Source organism: Gardnerella sp. c12Ub_1, from assembly GCF_055804375.1.
Genome location: NZ_JANUZC010000001.1, coordinates 1,210,754 through 1,229,731, shown reverse-complemented (window position 1 = coordinate 1,229,731; position 18,978 = coordinate 1,210,754). Strand labels below are relative to the sequence as shown.

Genomic DNA, 18,978 nt, shown 5'->3' with positions numbered 1-18,978 from the left:
AATTTATTACTTCACTGCCTGTGTCCAAGCGCCATTGCGCGCAGAACGCTGCAGCTGCTTAAGCTGCATTAACATTGTGCGGTCTGTTACTTGATCGCCAATACGTATACGCATTCCACCAAGCACGTTTGGATCTACGATTGGGTTTATGTACGCACGATGACCCAACTTATTGCTGTAAATCTCAATCAAACGCTTGATTTGCTTATCCGTAAGAGGCTGAGCGGTTGTAACAGTAACCAAAGTTTCGCCTGCTTCGCGCTCAAAACCAGACCATGCGCCGCCAAAGCTGCCCGTCTTGCCACTTTCTGCGCCACCGTGCCAAGTTCCCACCAGGTAGTGCATAATGCGCAAAACAACGGGATGCGCCTTACCTCCAATAAGCTCGTCGATTAAGCGAGACTTATCTTCCGAAGACCTATTTGGATCGGTAATGGCATCAGAAAGCTCTGGATACTTTTCGATCGTATCCATCATTGTTGAAAGCTCATCAGATATGCGCTGAGCTTCGTCATGAGCGTCTGAAATGGCTTGCGCAAGCGAAGAACGCGATAAGTTTTCGCTTACTCGCGATGCCTTTTCTGGCATCCGTACCTCCTCATTTATGCAAAACTAAGTAGCATTAGCAACACTAAGACATAAAACTTAAGACTTAGTGAAAGCTTGCTTTGACTACTTGTTTTGCGCCGAATCCTTAACGTCTCCTACTTCATCAATCACATGATCAATGATTTTGGAGCCTACGGTATCGTCATCTAGCTTAGAAGCAAGAATCTTTCCAGCTAACGCCGCAGCGAGTACCGAGACTTCTCCTTGGAGGCTAGTCATGGCGTGCTTATGCTGAGCTTCAATGGAATGCTGAGCTTCACTAATAATCTTCGCAGCATCTTTCTCTGCACGCTGTCTTGCTTCATCAACAATCTTGGAAGCTTGTGCACGAGCCTGTTCGCGAGTCTTCGCAGCATCTGCTTGAGCTTGGGCGAGTTCTTCTTCCATCTGGCTCTTTAGCTCATCAGCTTCACGCTGCACGTTGGCTGCTTTAGACATTCCGCCTTCGATTTTTTCTGCGCGCTCATCAAGAATTGCCTGGAATTTAGGCATAACGAACTTGTAGAAAAACGCTGCAAGAACAACTAAAATAACCAGCGACCATATAACGTCGTAAGGCTCCGGCAAGAACAACGCCAGTTTATTAGTTTCGGCTGCATATGCCATGGCTTGTCCTTTCTATTCTTTCAACACTTGTATGCGTTGGAACGAGTTGTTTCGTTCGGTTCAGCTTCCCATAATGTAGGCAACGAATCCGAGCAAGCCCAGAACCTCGATGAATGCCAAGCCAATAAACATGAACAACTGAATACGGTTGCCGACTTCTGGCTGACGTGCAGTGGATTCCATAGCCTTGGATACAACCATTGCCATTCCGATAGCAGGGGAAAGAGTAGCAACGGCAAAGCCGAGAATGCTAAGGTTGCCCGTCAATCCTGCGAGAGCGATGATACTATTCATTGGTTTCCTTTCTTTAGGAACAGTAACCAGTTATAAACCCTAAGATTATTAAACCTGATTTATTTGTTTGCTTTAATTAGTTTTAACTATCTATGCAACAGCAACAGCAGATTTTTCTTCTTTCTCGGGGTAACTTTCCGAAATATACACAGATGCAAGAACTGTAAAAATAAACGCCTGCAAGCCTGCGACTATTATTTCGAATACTGTAAACAGAATGCCACCAAGCAGCCATAATGCACCGCCTAAGGCAAGGAGTTTATTGCTGGAATCCACCACAAAGAAGTTGGTGAATACTAGGCAAGTGGCCACCAGCAAATGGCCAGCAATCATATTCGCAAACAAACGGATTGTAAGCGAAAGTGGTCGCACAATCAATAATTCCAGCAGCTGCAATGGCGTAAGAATAAAGTAAATCGGCCATGGCACTCCTGCTGGGAACAAGGATTCGCGGAAGAACGTTAAGAATCCTTTTTCTCTAATTCCAGTGATTAAGTATTGGCACACAACCCAAAGAGCAAACACTAATGGCCCTGTAATAGTTGCGGTTGCAGCCATATTTAAGCCTGGAATAACTGAGCAAAGATTAAAGAAGAATATTGTTATAAAAAGGGTTGTAATCATTGGCACATAACGCTTTCCGCGCTCTTCGCCAATCATTTCGTACACAATGTTAAATCGCACAAAGTCCATTAGAATTTCTAGCACGCTTTGGAATCTTCCTGGAACCACTTTTGCGCGGGCTGCTCCAATGCCAAAAATAATCATAACGATTACGGCCATAATAAGACGCACCATAATAATTCGATTCATGGCAAAAGGTGTGCCTTGGAATAAAATCTCTGGCGGCAAAAAGTCATTAATGCTTGGCATCTCTGGCTTTGCTGAAGCTAGCAACGCCGCAACATTTATATGCGCAGCTTTCGCTAAAACTTCGATAGCTCCACTCATTCGTGCCTCCTTGTAGGACTCTTTTACAATACAGTTGCATTAAGTATAAAGTTATTCACAAGCTAGTTTGTAAAACCGTAAATCCTGTAAATTCATTCGTTGACATATGTGCGAAACGAAAATATATCTCTAAAAAGCTGATTCTACTCTTAGTTTGTACATTTGAGTTATATTTGAGTTATATTGCTGATTATTAACGAGTGTTGCGATTATATCAAGTACGCAAATTCTTAATAACTCGCTTTAGTCACTTGTTTATTATACTCCACATTTGTTTAAAATTAAACTGCTTGCGCGATAAAATTATGCGAGAAACACGCCGAAGACTTGACAAATCCAAATTTGCCCCTATCGTAGATAGAGCTGCTAAAAGTAGCCGACGCGGGGTGGAGCAGCTCGGTAGCTCGCTGGGCTCATAACCCAGAGGTCCATGGTTCAAATCCATGCCCCGCTACTAGAAAGCCAGGAATCGCATATTTCTCACGAATGCGAATCTTGGCTTTTCTTTTACTAACTAACAGCTCCTGCAAGCTTTCTGCGAACATATTCACTTCTGCTTATATGGTAACTTTTCGAAGCTTTTGTTATGCTTTCAAGCTGCGCTTTAGGTAGTTTTATTGTCATACTAACTAAAGGTTCATCTTGTGCAGAGGCCATATGTAGCCCATAATATACAGGTCCTATTACTCCATCATCTTGGTTCTCATCTTCCAAAATCTCAACATCCTTGTCAATTTGCTCGGATGTCATTCCAAATTTTCTTAGTAGACTCTCTTCGTTCATTTTCAATACCTTCTTTTAGCTAACTCAATTTTAATCTTTTTAGTTGGCGGAGTCATTGCGTGATATATCAACACATCTTCACCAATCTGCTTGTATACAATCTCAACATTTCTACCACGAGAATCAAGACCAATACATACCCAGGTTTCATTATCTCTGCGTGCATCAATCATTACACTATGAAATGCTGTAAGAACATCTTCATCAGTGAGTTCTGGATGCCTCTTATGAACGCGCGGCAATATATAAACCCTCATTCACAAACACCTCGCATAAGCCGAAGACTATTGATACTAGATTATCACCGAGGTATTACCAAAAAATTACTCAAGTAATACAAGATATCTGATGTATTAATAAAGGAGAATCGCTAGACGGCGGCGAGCGCGATTCAAGCGCTCATCGCCAGCTGGAAGCATTGCAAAATACTCAAGCATGCGGTCTTTAATCACCTCTGCGCAATCTTTGTGAGAAGCAAGAAAATCAAGAAGCCTGCCAAAAGCATCGTCAATGTGGCCGTCAATCATATCTACATCTGCTACAGCAAGCTGAGCGGAAGCATCGCCAGGATTATCGCCAGCAGCCTTGCGCACAGCCTCCACGTTTGTATTCGTATTTCTGCTAAGAAGCAAAGCCTTAGCGCGCTCACGAGATGCCAATTCGTCATTCGGATTAGCTTGCAATACTTTTTCATACTCGCGCGCAGCAAGAGCATAATCGCCATTCATAGCTGCATCGTGTGCAATTTTGTGCTCAGGTGGAATGCTGGAAGAATTGGCAGAATCGCCAGAATTCGCAGAGTCGCCAGAATCCGCAGAATTATCGTCTACACCAGAATATGCCGAATCAACATAAGGAGCCGTTCCAGCAACACCAGACTTTTCCGCAACTTTAACTAATTGCGGCAAAATGGCACTACAAATCTGATTCAACTCATCTTCACTAGGCAATCCTTGGCAAATAGGCATTGGCCTGCCCCCAACCAATCCATATACAGCTGGAAGCTGCTGCGCACGCAAAGCTTGAGCAATCGATGGGCTTTCATCCGCATCAATTCGCGCAAGTTGCATTCTGCCATCTAAGGCGCTAACAGAATCCGCAAGCTTTTGCGCTAAGTCGTAAGAAGTTTCGTCACTTTTTTGCCAAACAAGCAAAATAATTGGAAAACTTACGGAAGTTTGAACCATTGCCTGGAAAGTTTGATCGTTAACATCAATCACGTATCCGCCTGCAAGCGGAATTTTAGACTGCGGTTTGCCAGATTTTTCGGCAGCTTCGCGCTTTGCAAGAGCCTCCGCTTTGCGCTTTACGCCTTCTAAGTCTACTGCTCCAGCAAGCGAAAATCCGCCTGGATTCATGCCCATAGATTGTGAATCAACCATATTTCCTCTTTTGCTTATATTGCTTTACAGATATCTCTAAAACGTTAAACGCATTACAGAAAGCCTAAGGCGCTTCTACAACGCCTCTACCTTTATAGGCTGACGCTCCGCCCCAACAGGAATAATCTTTGCATCCGAGCCAGCAGGAGGTACAACCATAGCAACAACGTTCACATAAGTTACGCGCATTGTAGAAGTGGCTTTAGAATCCCCAAATAACGCTTTTTCTTCGTCGGAAGCTGGCCTAGATTCGCGGCCTTCTCCAGCTTTTCTAGTCCAAACTGAATCAATGCGAGCAATAACCAAATCACTCCCATCGCTTGCGCGCATAACGCTAATCTGGTTTGTTACAGGAGTAAAAACTTGTTCTTGAGATCCCTTATTTCGCTCCATTCCAGCTTGAACTGTTTTAGAAAGCTCGCTTAGTTTTGATCGCAAATAATCATTAGCAAAATACTTTGCAAACTTGCTCGATTCTCCCCTTTGCAAAACATCCGCATACGCTGTAACAGCCGCGTGTGGAGACATAACAAGCCCCGAATCATTAGCTTTGCCCATAGAAGCTCCGATTGAAGGAACTGGGAATTTTGGCAAATGCACACCAGGGAAAAGCCTTGCAACAGCCCAAAGCTTGTAATTTGAGCGCGCGCTATCTTGGCGAATCACCAACAAACGTTTAGACTGCTGGTCTTTTGTTGTTGTGGTAATTGTCATTAAATCGCGCGGCCAACTTGCGTTTGTTGGCACAATTGTTTGAGCAACTTCACGCGGAATAGTGGTTTTTGCATCTAGCTTGCCCGTTTTTGCAGCAATCGCCAGCTCACTTGCGCGCACAAGAGCCGAAGGGCCACTCATGTATTCCGCAAGATTACTTGCGTTTTTCTCTTCGTTAGCTTTTTCTAAAGAGCGCAAAACTCTTAAACGTATATCTTTTTCTTTGATTGGAGTTACGTCTGGAAGCTCTTTAACGCTAGAGCCTTCTGCAGCCTTAGGAACTTGGCCTTCGCAAGCGCAAAGCGTAAGGCACATTGCCGAAGCAATTACCGAAGCACACGCAAAACGCGCGTAGTGCTTGATTTTATGCGCATAAAACATAGTCACACTTTCCAAAATACGTTACTTTTTGCGGTTTTTTGAAGGTTTTGAGGAGCCACTTTGGGAACCATTTTGAGGACCGTTTTGGCGGCTGCCATTTTGATGGCTAGCATTATTAGAGCCATTTGCACCACGATTGGCATTATTGCTGGCGTTATTGCTGACCTTGTTGCCGTTGGTATTTCCGCCACTTGCATAGCCACTCGTGCGATTCTCTGAGCCTTTATACTTGCGATTTTTGCCACGATTTTGGCTTCTGTTGTCACGCTGGTTAAACTGGTTGCGCGACTTGCGCCTTGCTTCACCAGGCTTTGCGCTACTCGAATCGCCAGCCTCCGACGATTTGCCAAGATTTTCGCCAATGCGATTATCGCGCTTACGATTATCGTTGTCTTTACGATACTCTGCATCCATTATGCCATCTCGATTTTTATGTTCACCGCGATTGGTCTTCTTGGAGTCGTCAGCAAAATTTTCTTTGCAATCGTTGCGATTCTTGCGATCCTTATACGATTCCTTCTTGTAGCGCTTTTTTGCAAACCCAGTTTGTGATTTAGATGCGCCTTGTGATTTTTGTGATTTTCCAGACTTCCCTGCAATTCCCGAATTTCTAAATTCGCTAGATTCGCTAGATTCCGCAGATTCATGCAAATCCTTCGATTGCTCCGACTGATTCGCGCTAGACAAGTCGAAAGACTCCGCTGCATTATTCTCCGCAGCGTTATTCCCTGCAACGTTATTCCCTGCAGAATTATTCCCTGCTGCAAAATCGCCCTTAAAATCAGAACCCGACTCGCTCGCAAGCCTTGCAAAATAAGCTTGCAAATCATCTTTAGAAATAACAGTTGTTTCGTCTAAAGCCGCAGTAGGGGAAGAATTTAGACCAGACTTTACGCTTATAGAAGAATCTCCAGCGGCTTGCGACTTTGTTGTACGCGTTCTTGCGTGAACTCCGTGACGCGCATGCGCACCAGAGCCCACTTTATGCTTAGACTTTTTGTCTTTATTGCTACCAAAAACGCCAGCTATTGTTCCAGCCAAAGCCTCCGAGAACTTAACTTCTTCTTGGCTATTGTTTTCAACACTAATCAATCCCGTTCTGCTTGCAACAAGTCGCTTGTTTCGCCTGCGATGCGGAGCCATTGCAAACACAGAAGCCGAAAGGCCACATAGCAAAATAAACAACGCTCCTACAAAATACATAGGAGTAGCAAAATCAGGAAGATTATGCCTGCGCCAACGCAATTCAACAAAAGCTTCGGGAGAATTCTTACCAAGATCGATTATAAGAACCCTGCGTGCAATTTTTGATTGCAACTCCGACGACAATTTTTGATGAGAAGTCTGCGATTGCGCGCCATTTTGAGCATTGCTTTGCGCACTATTTTGCTCTTGCGACTCCTGCTTTAACGCTAAATCCGCCGCATTCCCCACTTGCTCAAAGTCGGCAGCATTTACAAACAACTTTGCCAAACCCATTTGGCAAGTGGCGTTAGTCCATAAATCGGAATCCTTAAAATCAACGTCTTTAGAAGCATCTTTAGAAACGTCTTTAGAAACCTTAGAATCGGCCGTTTTTGCGCTATCTACACGCGCATTATCGTCTGCCTTCATAACATCGGTAGAAAGACTACTCCAGTTATTAAGGCCCGTTATTCGCTGAACGGAATAACCCTTAGTCCATCCACGAACATCTTTAGCTAAGCCAACTGCAACGCAAATCGGCTTGCGACTATTTAGTGCCGCAACGCTAATCTTTACTCTATAGTCAACAAGATTCAAAACGCCTGGATCTGTAACAATGTATCTAGACCCATACACGTTTGCATGCGCCGAAACAATAGAGCTTGGCTTCCAAACAGTTGCGTTAAGCACACCAAGAACAATACTAAGAGCAGCAAGAAGGCCAAAAATTGGGGCCACTACTCCTCGCATAAACCTAGCTCGTTTTGTAGGACGTTGCATCAAACCTCTTTCTTAAGCTTGGCACGCCGCCAATTAGGCACCCCGCACGCGCACAAACTTATTAACGTAATTCTAAATTCGTTATATTTTATCCACTGCTATCTATTCTACAATCTTTACTAATCTTTTATAAGGTTTGATGTTTTGCGCAATAAATCACGCTGGAATTGCGACTAAATCGCTCTTAAATCGCGCTAAAATCGCTAGTTAAATCACACTAAAATCGCACACAAATCGCTAGTTAAATCACACCAAAATCACATGCAAGTTATAGTCTTAAACTTATGACAAAAACCAAATTAAATTTGACTAAATCAGTTATAACTCGAGTAATTTGTACTGCGAGCGCAATTGCCATGTGCTTTGGATTAGCATCTTGTAGCGCAAACAGCGAGTCAAGCAATGGCGCAGCAAGTAGCGAAGCAAACGCAGCTGGAATGAGCGTTTTAAGTGGCGTTAAGGCTAGCGGAGCTTTAGGAAAGCAGCCAAAGGTTGAGTTAACAGCACCTATAGATGTTAAGCCAAATTCTTACGCCATTTTGCAAGATGGAAATGGCACTAAAATCCCAGAAAATAGTCGCGTATGCGCTAATGGCATTGTATACAACGCTAAAAGCGGCAAAGAGCTTATGAACACATGGAAGCAAGGAAAGCCAGACTGCTCAATTGTTGTTAAAAAGGGTGTTACTAGCAAGTCTTACTACACGCTGCTTAAGGGCAGGAAGATTAATTCCACGATTGCGTTTGGAATTCCTGCAAATCCACAAACTAAGCAAGACGCGTACGTAATGGTGTTAACTCTTGTTTCTGCAATGAAAACTCTTGATCGCGCAACAGGCAACAAGGTCAAAGATATTCCGCAAAATCTGCCGAAGGTAACTCTTGATAAGTCTGGCGCACCGTCATTAGATAAGAATAACTACGTGCCAAATGGAAAGCTAATTTCTCAAACTTTGATTGAGGGCAACGGCAAAGTGGTTACCGAAAAAAGCACAGTAACCGCTCACTACACTGGATGGACTACAGACAAAGACGGAAAATTGTACCAATTTGACTCATCATGGAAGCGCGGCACTCCTGCAGACTTCTCGCTGGCTGGTCAAGTTATTCCAGGATGGACTAAAGGCTTAGCTGGAAAGAAAGTTGGATCACAAGTTCTTTTGGTAATTCCGCCAGAAGATGGATATGGCAAAGAAGACAAGAAGGACGCAAAAGGAAACGTAACGATTCCTGCAAATTCAACGCTTTACTTTGTTGTAGATATTCTCTACGCTTCGTGATTAGTTGCGAATTCAGTTGCAAGTTAACTTGCGATTAAACTGCGATTAATGTTATGCCGCGCTTGAATAAATCTTGCGCGGCATTTTTGTACGCGCTCCGACCTGCCTTTTCGCTTAGAGCGTAGCGCGAAAAGGTAATTCGGAGCGCTGAGCTTGCTCAAAGTTGAAAGCACGGTGTGCTTTCAACGCAAGCGAAGACGTGAGCGCGCTGTAACGCGCGAACGACACGACCTGCCTGAGCGCTTTGAGCGTAGCGCGAAAAGCGCTTTGACTGAGCTTGAAAATTGCATAACGCATTTCAAGCTCCTTCAAAGCGTGATTTGGCTTAAGGCATAAAGTCCAGTGGACTTTATGCGCCAAATCAGCCGAACGGCTACTAATAGCCGTGAGGAATAGAGCGCTGAGCCGCTCAAACGTAAAGTCCAGTGGACTTTACGCGCGGCGAAGACGTGAGCGCGCTGTAACGCGCGAACTATTTGCCAAATTTGGTACAAAGTCGGGAAACCGCCAGCGTTACAAACGTCTCACCGCCGAGACAAATGTAACAAATCTTGGGCAAAGCGCGAAGGCAGTAGAAGCAAAAAAGCCAGAGCTAAATGCCCTGGCTTTTGGCTAATCGTAAGCTAATTAACACCGCGCGGCTTACGCGTATGCGTGCGAATCAAGTATTCCTGGCTATCTACCAATGGCCTGCCTTCTGCATCGCGAGAATGCAACGTGTAAGTGCCGTCGCCATCCATCCACCAAGAAACCGTTGAATCCGCCATTTGCAAGTCAATGTACTGAATCAACGCTTCCACCTGGTCTGGGGCGCTTATGCGAACCAGCGTTTCAACGCGCCTATCAAGGTTGCGGTGCATTAGATCTGCCGAGCCAATCCACACTTCTGGTCCGCTTGCAGGGCCGTCGCCAATTTGCGGACCGCAAGAATTAGCAAAAGCGTAGATTCGGCTGTGCTCAAGGAATCTGCCAAGAATAGAGCGAACGCGAATATTCTCGCTCAAGCCTTCAATGCCAGGCTTTAGCGAGCAAATTCCACGCTCCACAATGTCAATCTTTACGCCAGCTTGAGCCGCACGATACAAAGCGTCAATCGTCTTTTCGTCAACAACAGAATTGACTTTAATCTTAATCCACGCTTCTTTTCCAGCAAGAGCCGCCGCCTCTTCCCTGCGGATTCGCTCAATAATGCCAGTTCGAACTGTGCGAGGAGCTACAAGCAAGCGATGGAAGCTAGACTTTGGAGCATAACCCGAAAGCTGATTAAACAAGCGAGTCAAATCTTGACCAACTACAGGATCGCAAGTAAGCAAGCCCAAATCTGTGTAAAGGCGAGCCGTCTTAGGATTGTAGTTGCCAGTTCCAACGTGGCAATAGCGTCGCAATCCTTCGGCTTCTTGGCGAACCACAAGCGAAAGCTTGCAATGCGTCTTCAATCCAACAATGCCGTAAACAACGTGAACGCCTGCACGCTCAAGCTTACGTGCCCAAGCAATGTTGGCATCTTCGTCGAATCGCGCCTTAATCTCCACCAGCGCAAGAACCTGCTTGCCAGCGTGAGCCGCGTCTACGAGAGCGTCGATAATCGGCGAATTACTAGACGTGCGGTACAGCGTTTGCTTAATTGCAAGCACCTTTGGATCCGCCGCCGCCTGCGCCAAGAACGCTTGAACAGACGTAGAGAACGAATCGTAAGGATGATGCAACAAAATGTCGTGCTCACGAATCGAAGCGAAAATATCTTGCGCGTGGCTAGTTTCCACTTCTGCAATCTGACGATTTGTAGTAGGAATAAACGGACGATACTTCAAATCTGGGCGATCCAACGCTTGCAATTCAAAAAGAACCGTCATATCTAGCGGCGAAGGCAAACGATAGACTTCTTCTGGGCTTACGCGCAATTGATTAGCCAGCAGCTGCGATAAGAATGGGCTAGCTTCGTCGGAAATCTCAAGACGAATAGGCGGTCCGAACCTGCGGCGCAAAAGCTCCTTTTCCATAGCGTTGAGCAAGTTTTCTGCATCGTCTTCCTCAACGTCAATATCTTCGTTACGCGTAACGCGGAATGAGCGAGCTTCCTTAATAATCATGCCTGGGAAAAGCGATTCCAAATGCGCTGCAATCAACTTTTCCATAGTAATGAATCCGTAGCGCTCTTCGCGGCCTTCTTCGTCTGTTAAATCATCAACTGGAACAAGACGATTCAAATTATCTGGAATCTTTACGCGAGCAAAATGCGACTTTCCAGAATTTGGATTTTCTACAATAACAGCCAAGTTGATTGACTTGCCAGAAATATATGGGAACGGGTGAGCAGGATCCACCGCAAGTGGCGTTAATACTGGGAAAACCTGCTTGCGATAATAGTCTGAAAGCCTATCTTTTTCGGATTGCGTAAGCTTATCCCAACTGAGCATAACAATGCGCTGCTTAGCAAGCTCTGGCAAAATGTGGTCAATAACATAATGCGCATGCTCATCTTGACGACGATGCGTAACCTCGCTAATCGCGCGCAATTGTTGACGTGGACTAAGCCCACTTGCAGCGGTTACTGCGATTCCTGAGTCGATTCTGCGCTTTAAGCCTGCAACTCGAACCATAAAGAACTCGTCTAGGTTGGAGGCAAAGATGGCTGCAAAGTTAGCGCGTTCAAGAAGTGGTAAATCGGTATTTTGCGCTAACTCAAGCACGCGACGATTGAACTTTAACCAGCTAAGCTCGCGGTCAAAGAAGCGATCTTTTGGCAACGGTAGCTCGCCCTCACGAGCTTCACGTTTTTCTGCCTTTTCGTCTTCGGCGATGTGCTCTGCAATCTGGCCGCGCAAAATCGCCTTTGAGGGAGCGTCAAAAATTTGTACCATACTCCGTAATTGTATGCGCTGTAAGGGATGTGCGCGACTGAGTGTCGGCGGTGGCTAGTGCTCGACACGCCGATATCTTCAATATGCGAACGCATTTGAACATGACAACCATTGCATGTTCACAAAATGATGCAAAACCATCTATTTTTTATGTGCGAATGAACACTAATTACAATATGTTAACAAAAGCAATTTTGCACTTTACTCTTGAGTAAAAAGTTGTGATAATAATAATCACAAGAACAAATTAAAAGAGCGGTAACCCACAAAAATGTATGGATGTTAGATTCCAATTACGTTGGACGGATACTTAAGACTTTTACCGTTGCAACGAGGATGTTGTGCAGATGAATCCGCAAGATTGTTTTTGTAAACAAGAGGCTCGCCAAGGTGGTGAGCCTCTTTTGATGTGGATTTTAGTTCGCCGCCGTCTGCTAAGTCTCCCACTACACGCATGCACGCACCATGCTCCTCACACTGTCTGGCTCTTAGGGGAAACTATCAAAGAACAATTGCTGAAACAATATTGTTGAAATTCATTTTCTTAGCTTCTTTGAAAATGATTTATTATGTAGCAGCAAAACAATTAAGAAGGATCGAAGGACCATGCAACATTCATTTACAGTAATGTTGGCAGCCGAGTTTATTGGAACTGCCATTCTTATGATTTTTGGCAATGGAGCTGTTGCCAATGTTGAACTTAAAAACACTAAAGGTCATCACGCAGGCTGGTTAAACATTGCTATGGGCTATGGTTTTGGCGTTATGTTCCCAGTGCTCATGTTTGGCGGAATTTCTGGCGCACACATAAATCCTGCTATGACAATTGCACAAGCCGTAAATGGCATGTTCCCTTGGCAAAATGTTGCACCTTATATTGTGGCTCAGCTTTTGGGTGCATTGGTCGGTCAGCTTATTGTATACGTAACTTATTTGCCACATTACAACGAGACAGAAGAGCCAGAGGCGATTCTTGGCACTTTCTGCACTACGGATGCTTACAATAACAAGCTTAACTACTTCCTAAACGAATTCTTTGGCACGCTCGTGCTTGTTTTGGCAGCTCTTTGCTGCCTAACTTCTCCTTGGGGAGAGAAGAATTTGGCTGGCGCTTCAATCGTAGTTGGCTTTGTTGTTTGGGGATTGGTGACTTCTATGGGCGGTCCTACTGGTCCTGCTTTGAATCCTGCTCGAGACCTTATGCCGCGCTTACTTCACGCCATTTTGCCAATTCCACACAAGGGTTCTTCTCGCTGGGGTGAGGCGTGGATTCCAGTGGTTGCTCCTATTGCTGGCGCAATTTTGGGCGTACTTATGTTTAAGTCGCTATTTGCGTAAAACGGTTGTTTTTAACTGTTATTGATTGCGGTTGATTGCGATTAATTACGGTTAATTGCGGTTGTAAGAAGCGCGTAATGCTAGTATGAATGCGTTACGCGCTTCTTATTTTACAAGTTTATGTTTTGCAAGCTTGTGCTTATTAAAAAAGGTATTAAAGGTATTAAGAAAGACGGAATAATGTTTTCGAAGTCAACTATTGCAATTGGACGTTTTGCCCCCACTCCTTCTGGGCGCATGCATATTGGCAATATGGTAGCAATGTTGGCTGCTTGGCTTTCTGCAAAGTCGCAAGGTGGAAGCATGATTTTGCGTCTGGAAGATCTTGATATTGCGCGAATGCCGAAGGATGCCAGCGCGCGAGTTATTGACGATTTGCATTGGGCTGGTCTTGATTGGGTTGGAGAGCCGACTTATCAGCATGAGCGCACTGAAATCTACCAAGAAGCTCTTGAGGCGCTAGAATCTTTGCAAGACGACGACGGAAATTCTCTGATTTACCCTTGTTTTTGCTCGCGTTCCGATATTCGCGCAATTGCAGCGCCGCAAGAAGGCGACGGCTTTATACGCTACCCGGGTACGTGCAGAAATCTTCGCAAAAACGCGGAAGGCTTGGCGCAAATCGAAAAGCGTTTGCAAAATAATCAGCAACATTCTTTGCGACTTGCTGTTCCATCGGCTGATTCGCCGCAAGCAAATGTGAGTTTTATAGACGCGATTTTTGGCGCGCAATCGTTTAACATTAATCGCGATTTGGGAGATATGGTGATTCGCCGCGCGGATGGCGTTTTTTCTTATCAGCTTGCTGTTGTTGTTGACGATGTTTTGAGCGGAGTAAATGATATTGTGCGCGGACGCGACTTGCTGCGTTCGGCGGCGCTTCAAATTTGGATTGGTGAGCTGTTAGAAAAATCGGGATTTTTTGCGGCTCATGGCGTGCATTATGTGCAGCCACGATTTGCGCATTTGCCACTAATTGATAACGCTCAAGGCGAGCGACTCGCAAAAAGTAAGCACTCGCTAGACGTTGGTGCGCTTCGTGAATCTGGCTGGAGTGCCGAGCGCATGATTGGCTATTGCATGTATCTTTTGGGATACAGGAATCCTGGTCAAAATCAGCCTGTAGATATGAGCGCAAACGATGCGCTTGCGTTGTTTGAAAACTTTGACACGCCGTGGGATTCTGTTCGCGCAAACCTAGCCGACAAATCCGTGCCCTTCCTCGACTAAACTATGTATTTAGACTGATAGATTGGGGCAATAAATGGCATATATGACGCAAAAAGATTTAGCGAATACTGAGGTTGATTGTGTTCGTACGCGTCAAATTGCCGACGGCGTGCACATCGTGCAAGACACCATTGCTCAAGCCGAATCGCGTTACGGGCGCAAAGCTGGGTCTGTTACGCTGCTTGCTGCAACTAAAACGCGAGATGTTGGCGAGATTATGGCGGCGCTTAAAGCTGGAGTGCGCGTAATTGGGGAAAATCGACCGCAAGAAATTGTTGCAAAAGCCGAGATTTTACGCAAGGAAGCTGCTAAAGAAGGCTTAAGCGTTGGTGTAAACGGCGAAATTCCGCTCTACTTAATTGGTCAGCTGCAAAGCAATAAAATAAACAAAGTTTTGCCGCTTGCAAATGGGATTCAGTCGGTTGATGGCATTGATCTTGCACAAAAAATATCTGCTCGCGCGCAAAATTTGGGACTTTGCACAAACGTTATGCTGGAAGTGAACGTTTCGAGAGAAGCTACGAAATCTGGGTGCGCTCCAGAACGTGCGATTGACGAAGCACTCGCTATATCTAGTTTGCCATCGCTTAATTTGCGCGGATTAATGACGCTTGGAGCGCGCGTGAATGATGAAAAAATAGTGAGAAGTGGTTTCGCAAAATTGCGAGAAATTAGAGATTGCGTGAGTGAACAACTAGCGCAAGATCATGATGGAAACTCTGCAAAATTAGAGCTTTCAATGGGAATGTCCGGCGATTTTGCGTGGGCGATTGCCGAAGGTTCGACGATGGTTCGAATCGGTTCGGCAATCTTTGGCCCGCGCGCATTTGTGTAGTATTAAGTCAAAGTTTTAAGTCAAATTGATGATTTTAGTTACGCATGCATAATCACATTGCGAAGCGAACCAATGCCATCTACGTGCACAATCGCTTCGTCGCCAGCGTGCAAAGTTCCTGCAGGATACGGCGTTCCAGTCAAAATAACATCTCCTGGAAGAAGCGTTGAGAAGCTTGAAATTGCAGCGATTTGCTGTGGAATGCTATGAATCAATCGTGCTGTAGTGCCGCTCGCCTCTGGCACATCTTTGCCATTAAGCGTAAAGGATATATGGGAATCGCGCCAATTTAGCTCGGTTGTAATCCATGGACCAAGTGGGCAAGAAGTGTCGAAGCCCTTTGCGCGCGTAAACATTGGGTCGCTACCTGCGCAATCGCGCAAAGTTACGTCGTTTACACATGTAAAGCCAAAAACGTAGTCCATTGCAGCAACTGCCGACACATTTTTGGCGATTTTGCTCATAACAACAGCCACTTCTGGCTCAAAATTCATATCGTTTGAAAAAGCAGGAATAACAATCGGATCGTCAGGTCCTATTACAGATGTGCTCGGCTTTGTAAAAATCACCATGTCTGCAGCCGTATGCGACGCGGCCGCAGCAGAAGATGCGCGCTCTTCGGCAGAACGCGTATCGTAGTTTTTTGCCAATCCGTAGACTTTTGAAGGAATCACTGGTGCAAGCAGACGCACGCCGTCGGCGTCTAACTCGTAGCGCTTACCTGTTGGTTTAACTCCTTGAGGGCTTAGTGGATGGCCTTCTAGAGCTACTAAATAATCCTTGCCGTCTGCTTCATCTTTTTGAACGAAAGCGTATTGAGGAACTTCATTATAGGAAAAACGTGCAATTCTCATATTTTTAAGATTACGACATATTTGATACTTAGGAAAATACTTAGAAAAATACTTAGGAAAAGTCGCAAGCAACCGTTGTATAAGGAAACGCCACAAACATCTTGAAAACAAAACTTGAGTGTAGTAGACTCAAGTTTTAGAAATTGACAGAATGTGGTTTGAGTGTAATTGCAAAAATCGCACGCAAATCACCTAAAATCCGCAGAATAGCGGTGCAAATGGGGGTAAATATGGAACAAAAGTTTACAACCTTAGCGCAAGATGCATTAAGCGATGCTGTGCAAAGCGCGGCGGCAGCTGGCAATGCGCAAGTTGATACGTTACATTTGGCAGATGCCTTACTTCGCCAAGAGCATGGAGTGGTACGCGCGCTTATTGCTCAGGCGGGGGCGGACGCGCAACAAATCGGTGCTGAAATTCGCAATGCATTAGTGGCATTGCCTTCATCTACTGGCTCAACTACGACTAAGCCAGATGCAAGTCGTCAGCTTTTGGCTGCGCTAAGCCAGGCAGAAAAAGAGATGCGCGCAATGGGAGACGAATACGTTTCTACGGAGCACATGCTTGTTGGCATGGTTGCAAGCGCGCCGAATGCTGTTGCGGATATTTTCAAAAAGCACAATGTTTCTGCAGATGCGTTGCGCAAGGCTGTGCCAACTGTACGCGGTGGTGCGAAAGTTACAAGCCCAGACGCGGAAGGCAACTACAAAGCGCTTGAAAAATATTCTGTTGATATGACTGCGCGCGCTCGCGAGGGAAAGCTTGACCCTGTGATTGGGCGAGATCAGGAAATTCGTCGCGTGATTCAGATTCTTTCTCGCCGCACGAAGAACAATCCTGTGCTAATTGGCGAGCCGGGCGTTGGCAAAACGGCAGTTGTAGAAGGATTGGCTCAGCGAATCGTTGCAGGGGATGTGCCTACAACTTTGCAAAACAAGCGTCTTATCAGTCTCGACTTGGCTTCGATGGTTGCAGGTTCGAAGTATCGCGGCGAGTTTGAGGAACGCTTAAAGGCAGTGTTGAAGGAAATTCAACAATCAGACGGTCAAATTATTACGTTTATTGACGAGATTCACACTGTTGTTGGAGCAGGATCTGCAGAAGGCTCAATGGATGCTGGCAATATGCTTAAGCCAATGCTTGCGCGAGGTGAGCTGCGCTTGGTTGGTGCAACTACGCTTAACGAGTATCGCGAGCATATTGAAAAGGATTCCGCTCTTGAGCGCAGATTCCAGCAAGTATTCGTTGGCGAGCCATCTGTTGAAGATACGGTGACGATTTTGCGCGGACTTAAGCAACGTTACGAAGCGCATCATAAGGTGACGATTAGTGACGATGCAATCGTAGCTGCAGCAACGCTTTCAAACCGCTATATTACTGGCAGACAGCTTCCAGATAAGGCGATTGATTTGGTGGATGAAGCGGCAGCTCACTTGCGTATGGAACTTGATTCTCAGCCAGAAGAAATCGACGAATTGCAGCGCAAAGTTACGCGTCTTGAAATGGAAGAAATGCAATTAAAGAAGGCGGAAGATGCTGCTGCGCGCGAACGCTTAGAAAAGTTGCAAGAAGAATTGGCAAACTCGCGCGAAAAGCTTGCTGGTTTGAAGGCGCGTTGGGATGCGGAAAAGGCCGGTCACAATAAGGTTGGTGATTTGCGAGCGCAACTCGACGCTAAGCGCGTAGAAGCCGACAAATTCACGCGCGAAGGCAACTTGGAACAAGCAAGCCGTATTTTGTATGGCGAAATCCCAAGCATTCAAAAAGCATTGGAAGAAGCGGAGTCCGAGGCTGCTAATGCTAAGAGTGAAGCGAAAGAGCCGATGGTTCCAGACCAGGTTGATGCCGATTCTATTGCTGGAGTCGTTAGCGAATGGACTGGCATTCCTGTTGGCCGCTTGATGCAAGGCGAAAATGAGAAGCTACTCAACATGGAAAAGGAGCTTTCTAAGCGTGTGGTTGGTCAAAGTGAAGCAATTCAGGCTATAGCGAATGCTGTGCGCAGAAGCCGTGCTGGAATTGCAGACCCGAATCGCCCAACCGGTTCCTTCTTGTTCTTGGGCCCTACTGGCGTTGGTAAGACGGAGCTTGCAAAGGCTCTTGCTGACTTTTTGTTTGACGACGAGCGCGCAATAGTTCGCATTGATATGAGCGAGTACATGGAAAAGGCCTCCGTTTCTCGTCTAATCGGTGCTGCTCCTGGATACATTGGCTACGAGGAAGGCGGCCAGCTTACTGAAGCTGTGCGTAGGCGTCCGTATTCTGTAGTGCTTTTTGACGAAGTTGAGAAGGCGCATCCAGAAGTATTCGACGTTTTGTTGCAGGTTTTGGACGATGGTCGTTTGACTGACGGTCAGGGTAGAACGGTTGATTTTACGAATACGATTTTGATTATGACATCAAACTTGGGTTCGCAATTCCTTGTGCAAGAAGGCTTGGACGATGCTGCTAAACGCAAGGCTGTTATGAACGCTGTTCACGCTGAGTTTAAGCCAGAGTTCATCAACCGTTTGGATGAGCTTGTTATGTTCCATCCGTTGAGCCGCGAAGAGCTTAGTGGAATTGTGTATATTCAAGTTTGTCAAGTGGCTGCACGCTTGAGTGATCGCCGCATTAGCTTGGATGTGAATGACTCTGCTCGCGCTTGGCTTGCGGAGCATGGCTATGATCCAGTTTACGGCGCTCGTCCGTTGCGTAGACTGGTTCAAACGGAAATTGGCGATCAGCTTGCGCGATTGCTGCTTTCTGGCAAGGTGCATGATGGCGCTCACGTAGTTGCGGATTGTGCAGAGAACGACGACCATGTAACTCTCAAGATTGCGTAATATATGCATTATTTAATGTAGCCAAATAAAACAAAGCGTGCTGTTTATTGGATTATTTTCCAGTAGACAG

General features: G+C 45.6%; 18 protein-coding genes and 1 tRNA gene. 6 read left to right on the top strand and 13 right to left on the bottom strand.

Annotation, left to right across the window (positions count from 1 at the left end; translation table 11 throughout):
* Window positions 1-6: 6 nt before the first annotated feature.
* The 4 genes from NYP65_RS04800 to atpB form a co-directional block, all read right to left on the bottom strand.
* Window positions 7-588, bottom strand: a complete 582-nt coding sequence (locus NYP65_RS04800) for a F0F1 ATP synthase subunit delta (RefSeq protein WP_004131534.1) — start codon at window positions 586-588, stop codon at window positions 7-9.
* 84 nt (window positions 589-672) lie between these two features.
* Window positions 673-1,215: a F0F1 ATP synthase subunit B gene (locus NYP65_RS04795; protein WP_004131533.1), complete on the bottom strand. Its 543-nt coding sequence runs from the start codon at window positions 1,213-1,215 to the stop codon at window positions 673-675.
* Window positions 1,216-1,275: 60 nt separating this feature from the next.
* Entirely contained in the window at window positions 1,276-1,509 is a 234-nt protein-coding gene (atpE, locus tag NYP65_RS04790; protein ID WP_004105752.1) for an ATP synthase F0 subunit C, read from the bottom strand.
* Window positions 1,510-1,599: 90 nt separating this feature from the next.
* Window positions 1,600-2,460, bottom strand: coding sequence for a F0F1 ATP synthase subunit A (gene atpB / locus NYP65_RS04785; RefSeq protein WP_004131532.1), 861 nt, complete (start codon window positions 2,458-2,460; stop codon window positions 1,600-1,602).
* A gap of 380 nt (window positions 2,461-2,840) precedes the next feature.
* On the opposite strand from atpB, the gene NYP65_RS04780 reads away from it, so the two are divergent.
* A tRNA-Met gene (locus tag NYP65_RS04780) sits at window positions 2,841-2,914 on the top strand.
* A 56-nt stretch (window positions 2,915-2,970) separates the two neighbouring features.
* Here NYP65_RS04780 and NYP65_RS04775 read toward each other — a convergent pair.
* The 5 genes from NYP65_RS04775 to NYP65_RS04755 all read right to left on the bottom strand — a co-directional run bounded on the left by NYP65_RS04775 (window position 2,971) and on the right by NYP65_RS04755 (window position 7,685).
* On the bottom strand, window positions 2,971-3,243 hold the full coding sequence (locus tag NYP65_RS04775; protein ID WP_004131531.1) for a hypothetical protein: 273 nt from the start codon (window positions 3,241-3,243) through the stop codon (window positions 2,971-2,973).
* 2 nt (window positions 3,244-3,245) lie between these two features.
* The gene (locus NYP65_RS04770) at window positions 3,246-3,500 is read right to left on the bottom strand and encodes a hypothetical protein (protein WP_004131529.1); all 255 of its coding nucleotides are present in this window, start codon (window positions 3,498-3,500) and stop codon (window positions 3,246-3,248) included.
* A gap of 96 nt (window positions 3,501-3,596) precedes the next feature.
* Complete coding sequence (locus NYP65_RS04765) at window positions 3,597-4,625, bottom strand: tetratricopeptide repeat protein (RefSeq protein ID WP_004132260.1); 1,029 nt, start codon at window positions 4,623-4,625, stop codon at window positions 3,597-3,599.
* Window positions 4,626-4,700: 75 nt separating this feature from the next.
* Window positions 4,701-5,720, bottom strand: a complete 1,020-nt coding sequence (locus NYP65_RS04760; protein WP_473410785.1) for a DUF8094 domain-containing protein — start codon at window positions 5,718-5,720, stop codon at window positions 4,701-4,703.
* 21 nt (window positions 5,721-5,741) lie between these two features.
* On the bottom strand, window positions 5,742-7,685 hold the full coding sequence (locus tag NYP65_RS04755) for a hypothetical protein (protein WP_116689298.1): 1,944 nt from the start codon (window positions 7,683-7,685) through the stop codon (window positions 5,742-5,744).
* 284 nt (window positions 7,686-7,969) lie between these two features.
* Here NYP65_RS04755 and NYP65_RS04750 point away from each other — a divergent pair, with 284 nt between their 5' ends.
* Window positions 7,970-8,965, top strand: a complete 996-nt coding sequence (locus NYP65_RS04750; RefSeq protein WP_415680894.1) for an FKBP-type peptidyl-prolyl cis-trans isomerase — start codon at window positions 7,970-7,972, stop codon at window positions 8,963-8,965.
* Between the two features lie 114 nt (window positions 8,966-9,079).
* Here the strand turns inward: NYP65_RS04750 and NYP65_RS04745 are convergent, their stop codons facing one another.
* The 3 genes from NYP65_RS04745 to NYP65_RS04735 form a co-directional block, all read right to left on the bottom strand.
* Window positions 9,080-9,262, bottom strand: coding sequence for a hypothetical protein (locus tag NYP65_RS04745; RefSeq protein ID WP_004131521.1), 183 nt, complete (start codon window positions 9,260-9,262; stop codon window positions 9,080-9,082).
* A gap of 326 nt (window positions 9,263-9,588) precedes the next feature.
* Window positions 9,589-11,826, bottom strand: coding sequence for an RNA degradosome polyphosphate kinase (locus NYP65_RS04740; protein ID WP_004131519.1), 2,238 nt, complete (start codon window positions 11,824-11,826; stop codon window positions 9,589-9,591).
* 282 nt (window positions 11,827-12,108) lie between these two features.
* Complete coding sequence (locus NYP65_RS04735; RefSeq protein ID WP_165845223.1) at window positions 12,109-12,282, bottom strand: hypothetical protein; 174 nt, start codon at window positions 12,280-12,282, stop codon at window positions 12,109-12,111.
* 150 nt (window positions 12,283-12,432) lie between these two features.
* Here NYP65_RS04735 and NYP65_RS04730 point away from each other — a divergent pair, with 150 nt between their 5' ends.
* The 3 genes from NYP65_RS04730 (at window position 12,433) to NYP65_RS04720 (ending at window position 15,229) form a co-directional block, all read left to right on the top strand.
* Entirely contained in the window at window positions 12,433-13,164 is a 732-nt protein-coding gene (locus NYP65_RS04730; RefSeq protein ID WP_060785810.1) for an MIP/aquaporin family protein, read from the top strand.
* A gap of 180 nt (window positions 13,165-13,344) precedes the next feature.
* Complete coding sequence (locus NYP65_RS04725; RefSeq protein ID WP_473410696.1) at window positions 13,345-14,394, top strand: glutamyl-Q tRNA(Asp) synthetase; 1,050 nt, start codon at window positions 13,345-13,347, stop codon at window positions 14,392-14,394.
* A gap of 34 nt (window positions 14,395-14,428) precedes the next feature.
* On the top strand, window positions 14,429-15,229 hold the full coding sequence (locus NYP65_RS04720) for a YggS family pyridoxal phosphate-dependent enzyme (RefSeq protein ID WP_473410695.1): 801 nt from the start codon (window positions 14,429-14,431) through the stop codon (window positions 15,227-15,229).
* Between the two features lie 38 nt (window positions 15,230-15,267).
* On the opposite strand, the gene NYP65_RS04715 is transcribed toward NYP65_RS04720, so the two are convergent.
* Entirely contained in the window at window positions 15,268-16,083 is an 816-nt protein-coding gene (locus NYP65_RS04715) for a fumarylacetoacetate hydrolase family protein (protein ID WP_473410694.1), read from the bottom strand.
* A gap of 230 nt (window positions 16,084-16,313) precedes the next feature.
* Between NYP65_RS04715 and clpB the strand changes: the two genes are divergently transcribed.
* Window positions 16,314-18,908, top strand: coding sequence for an ATP-dependent chaperone ClpB (gene clpB / locus NYP65_RS04710; protein ID WP_473410693.1), 2,595 nt, complete (start codon window positions 16,314-16,316; stop codon window positions 18,906-18,908).
* Window positions 18,909-18,978: the final 70 nt, after the last annotated feature.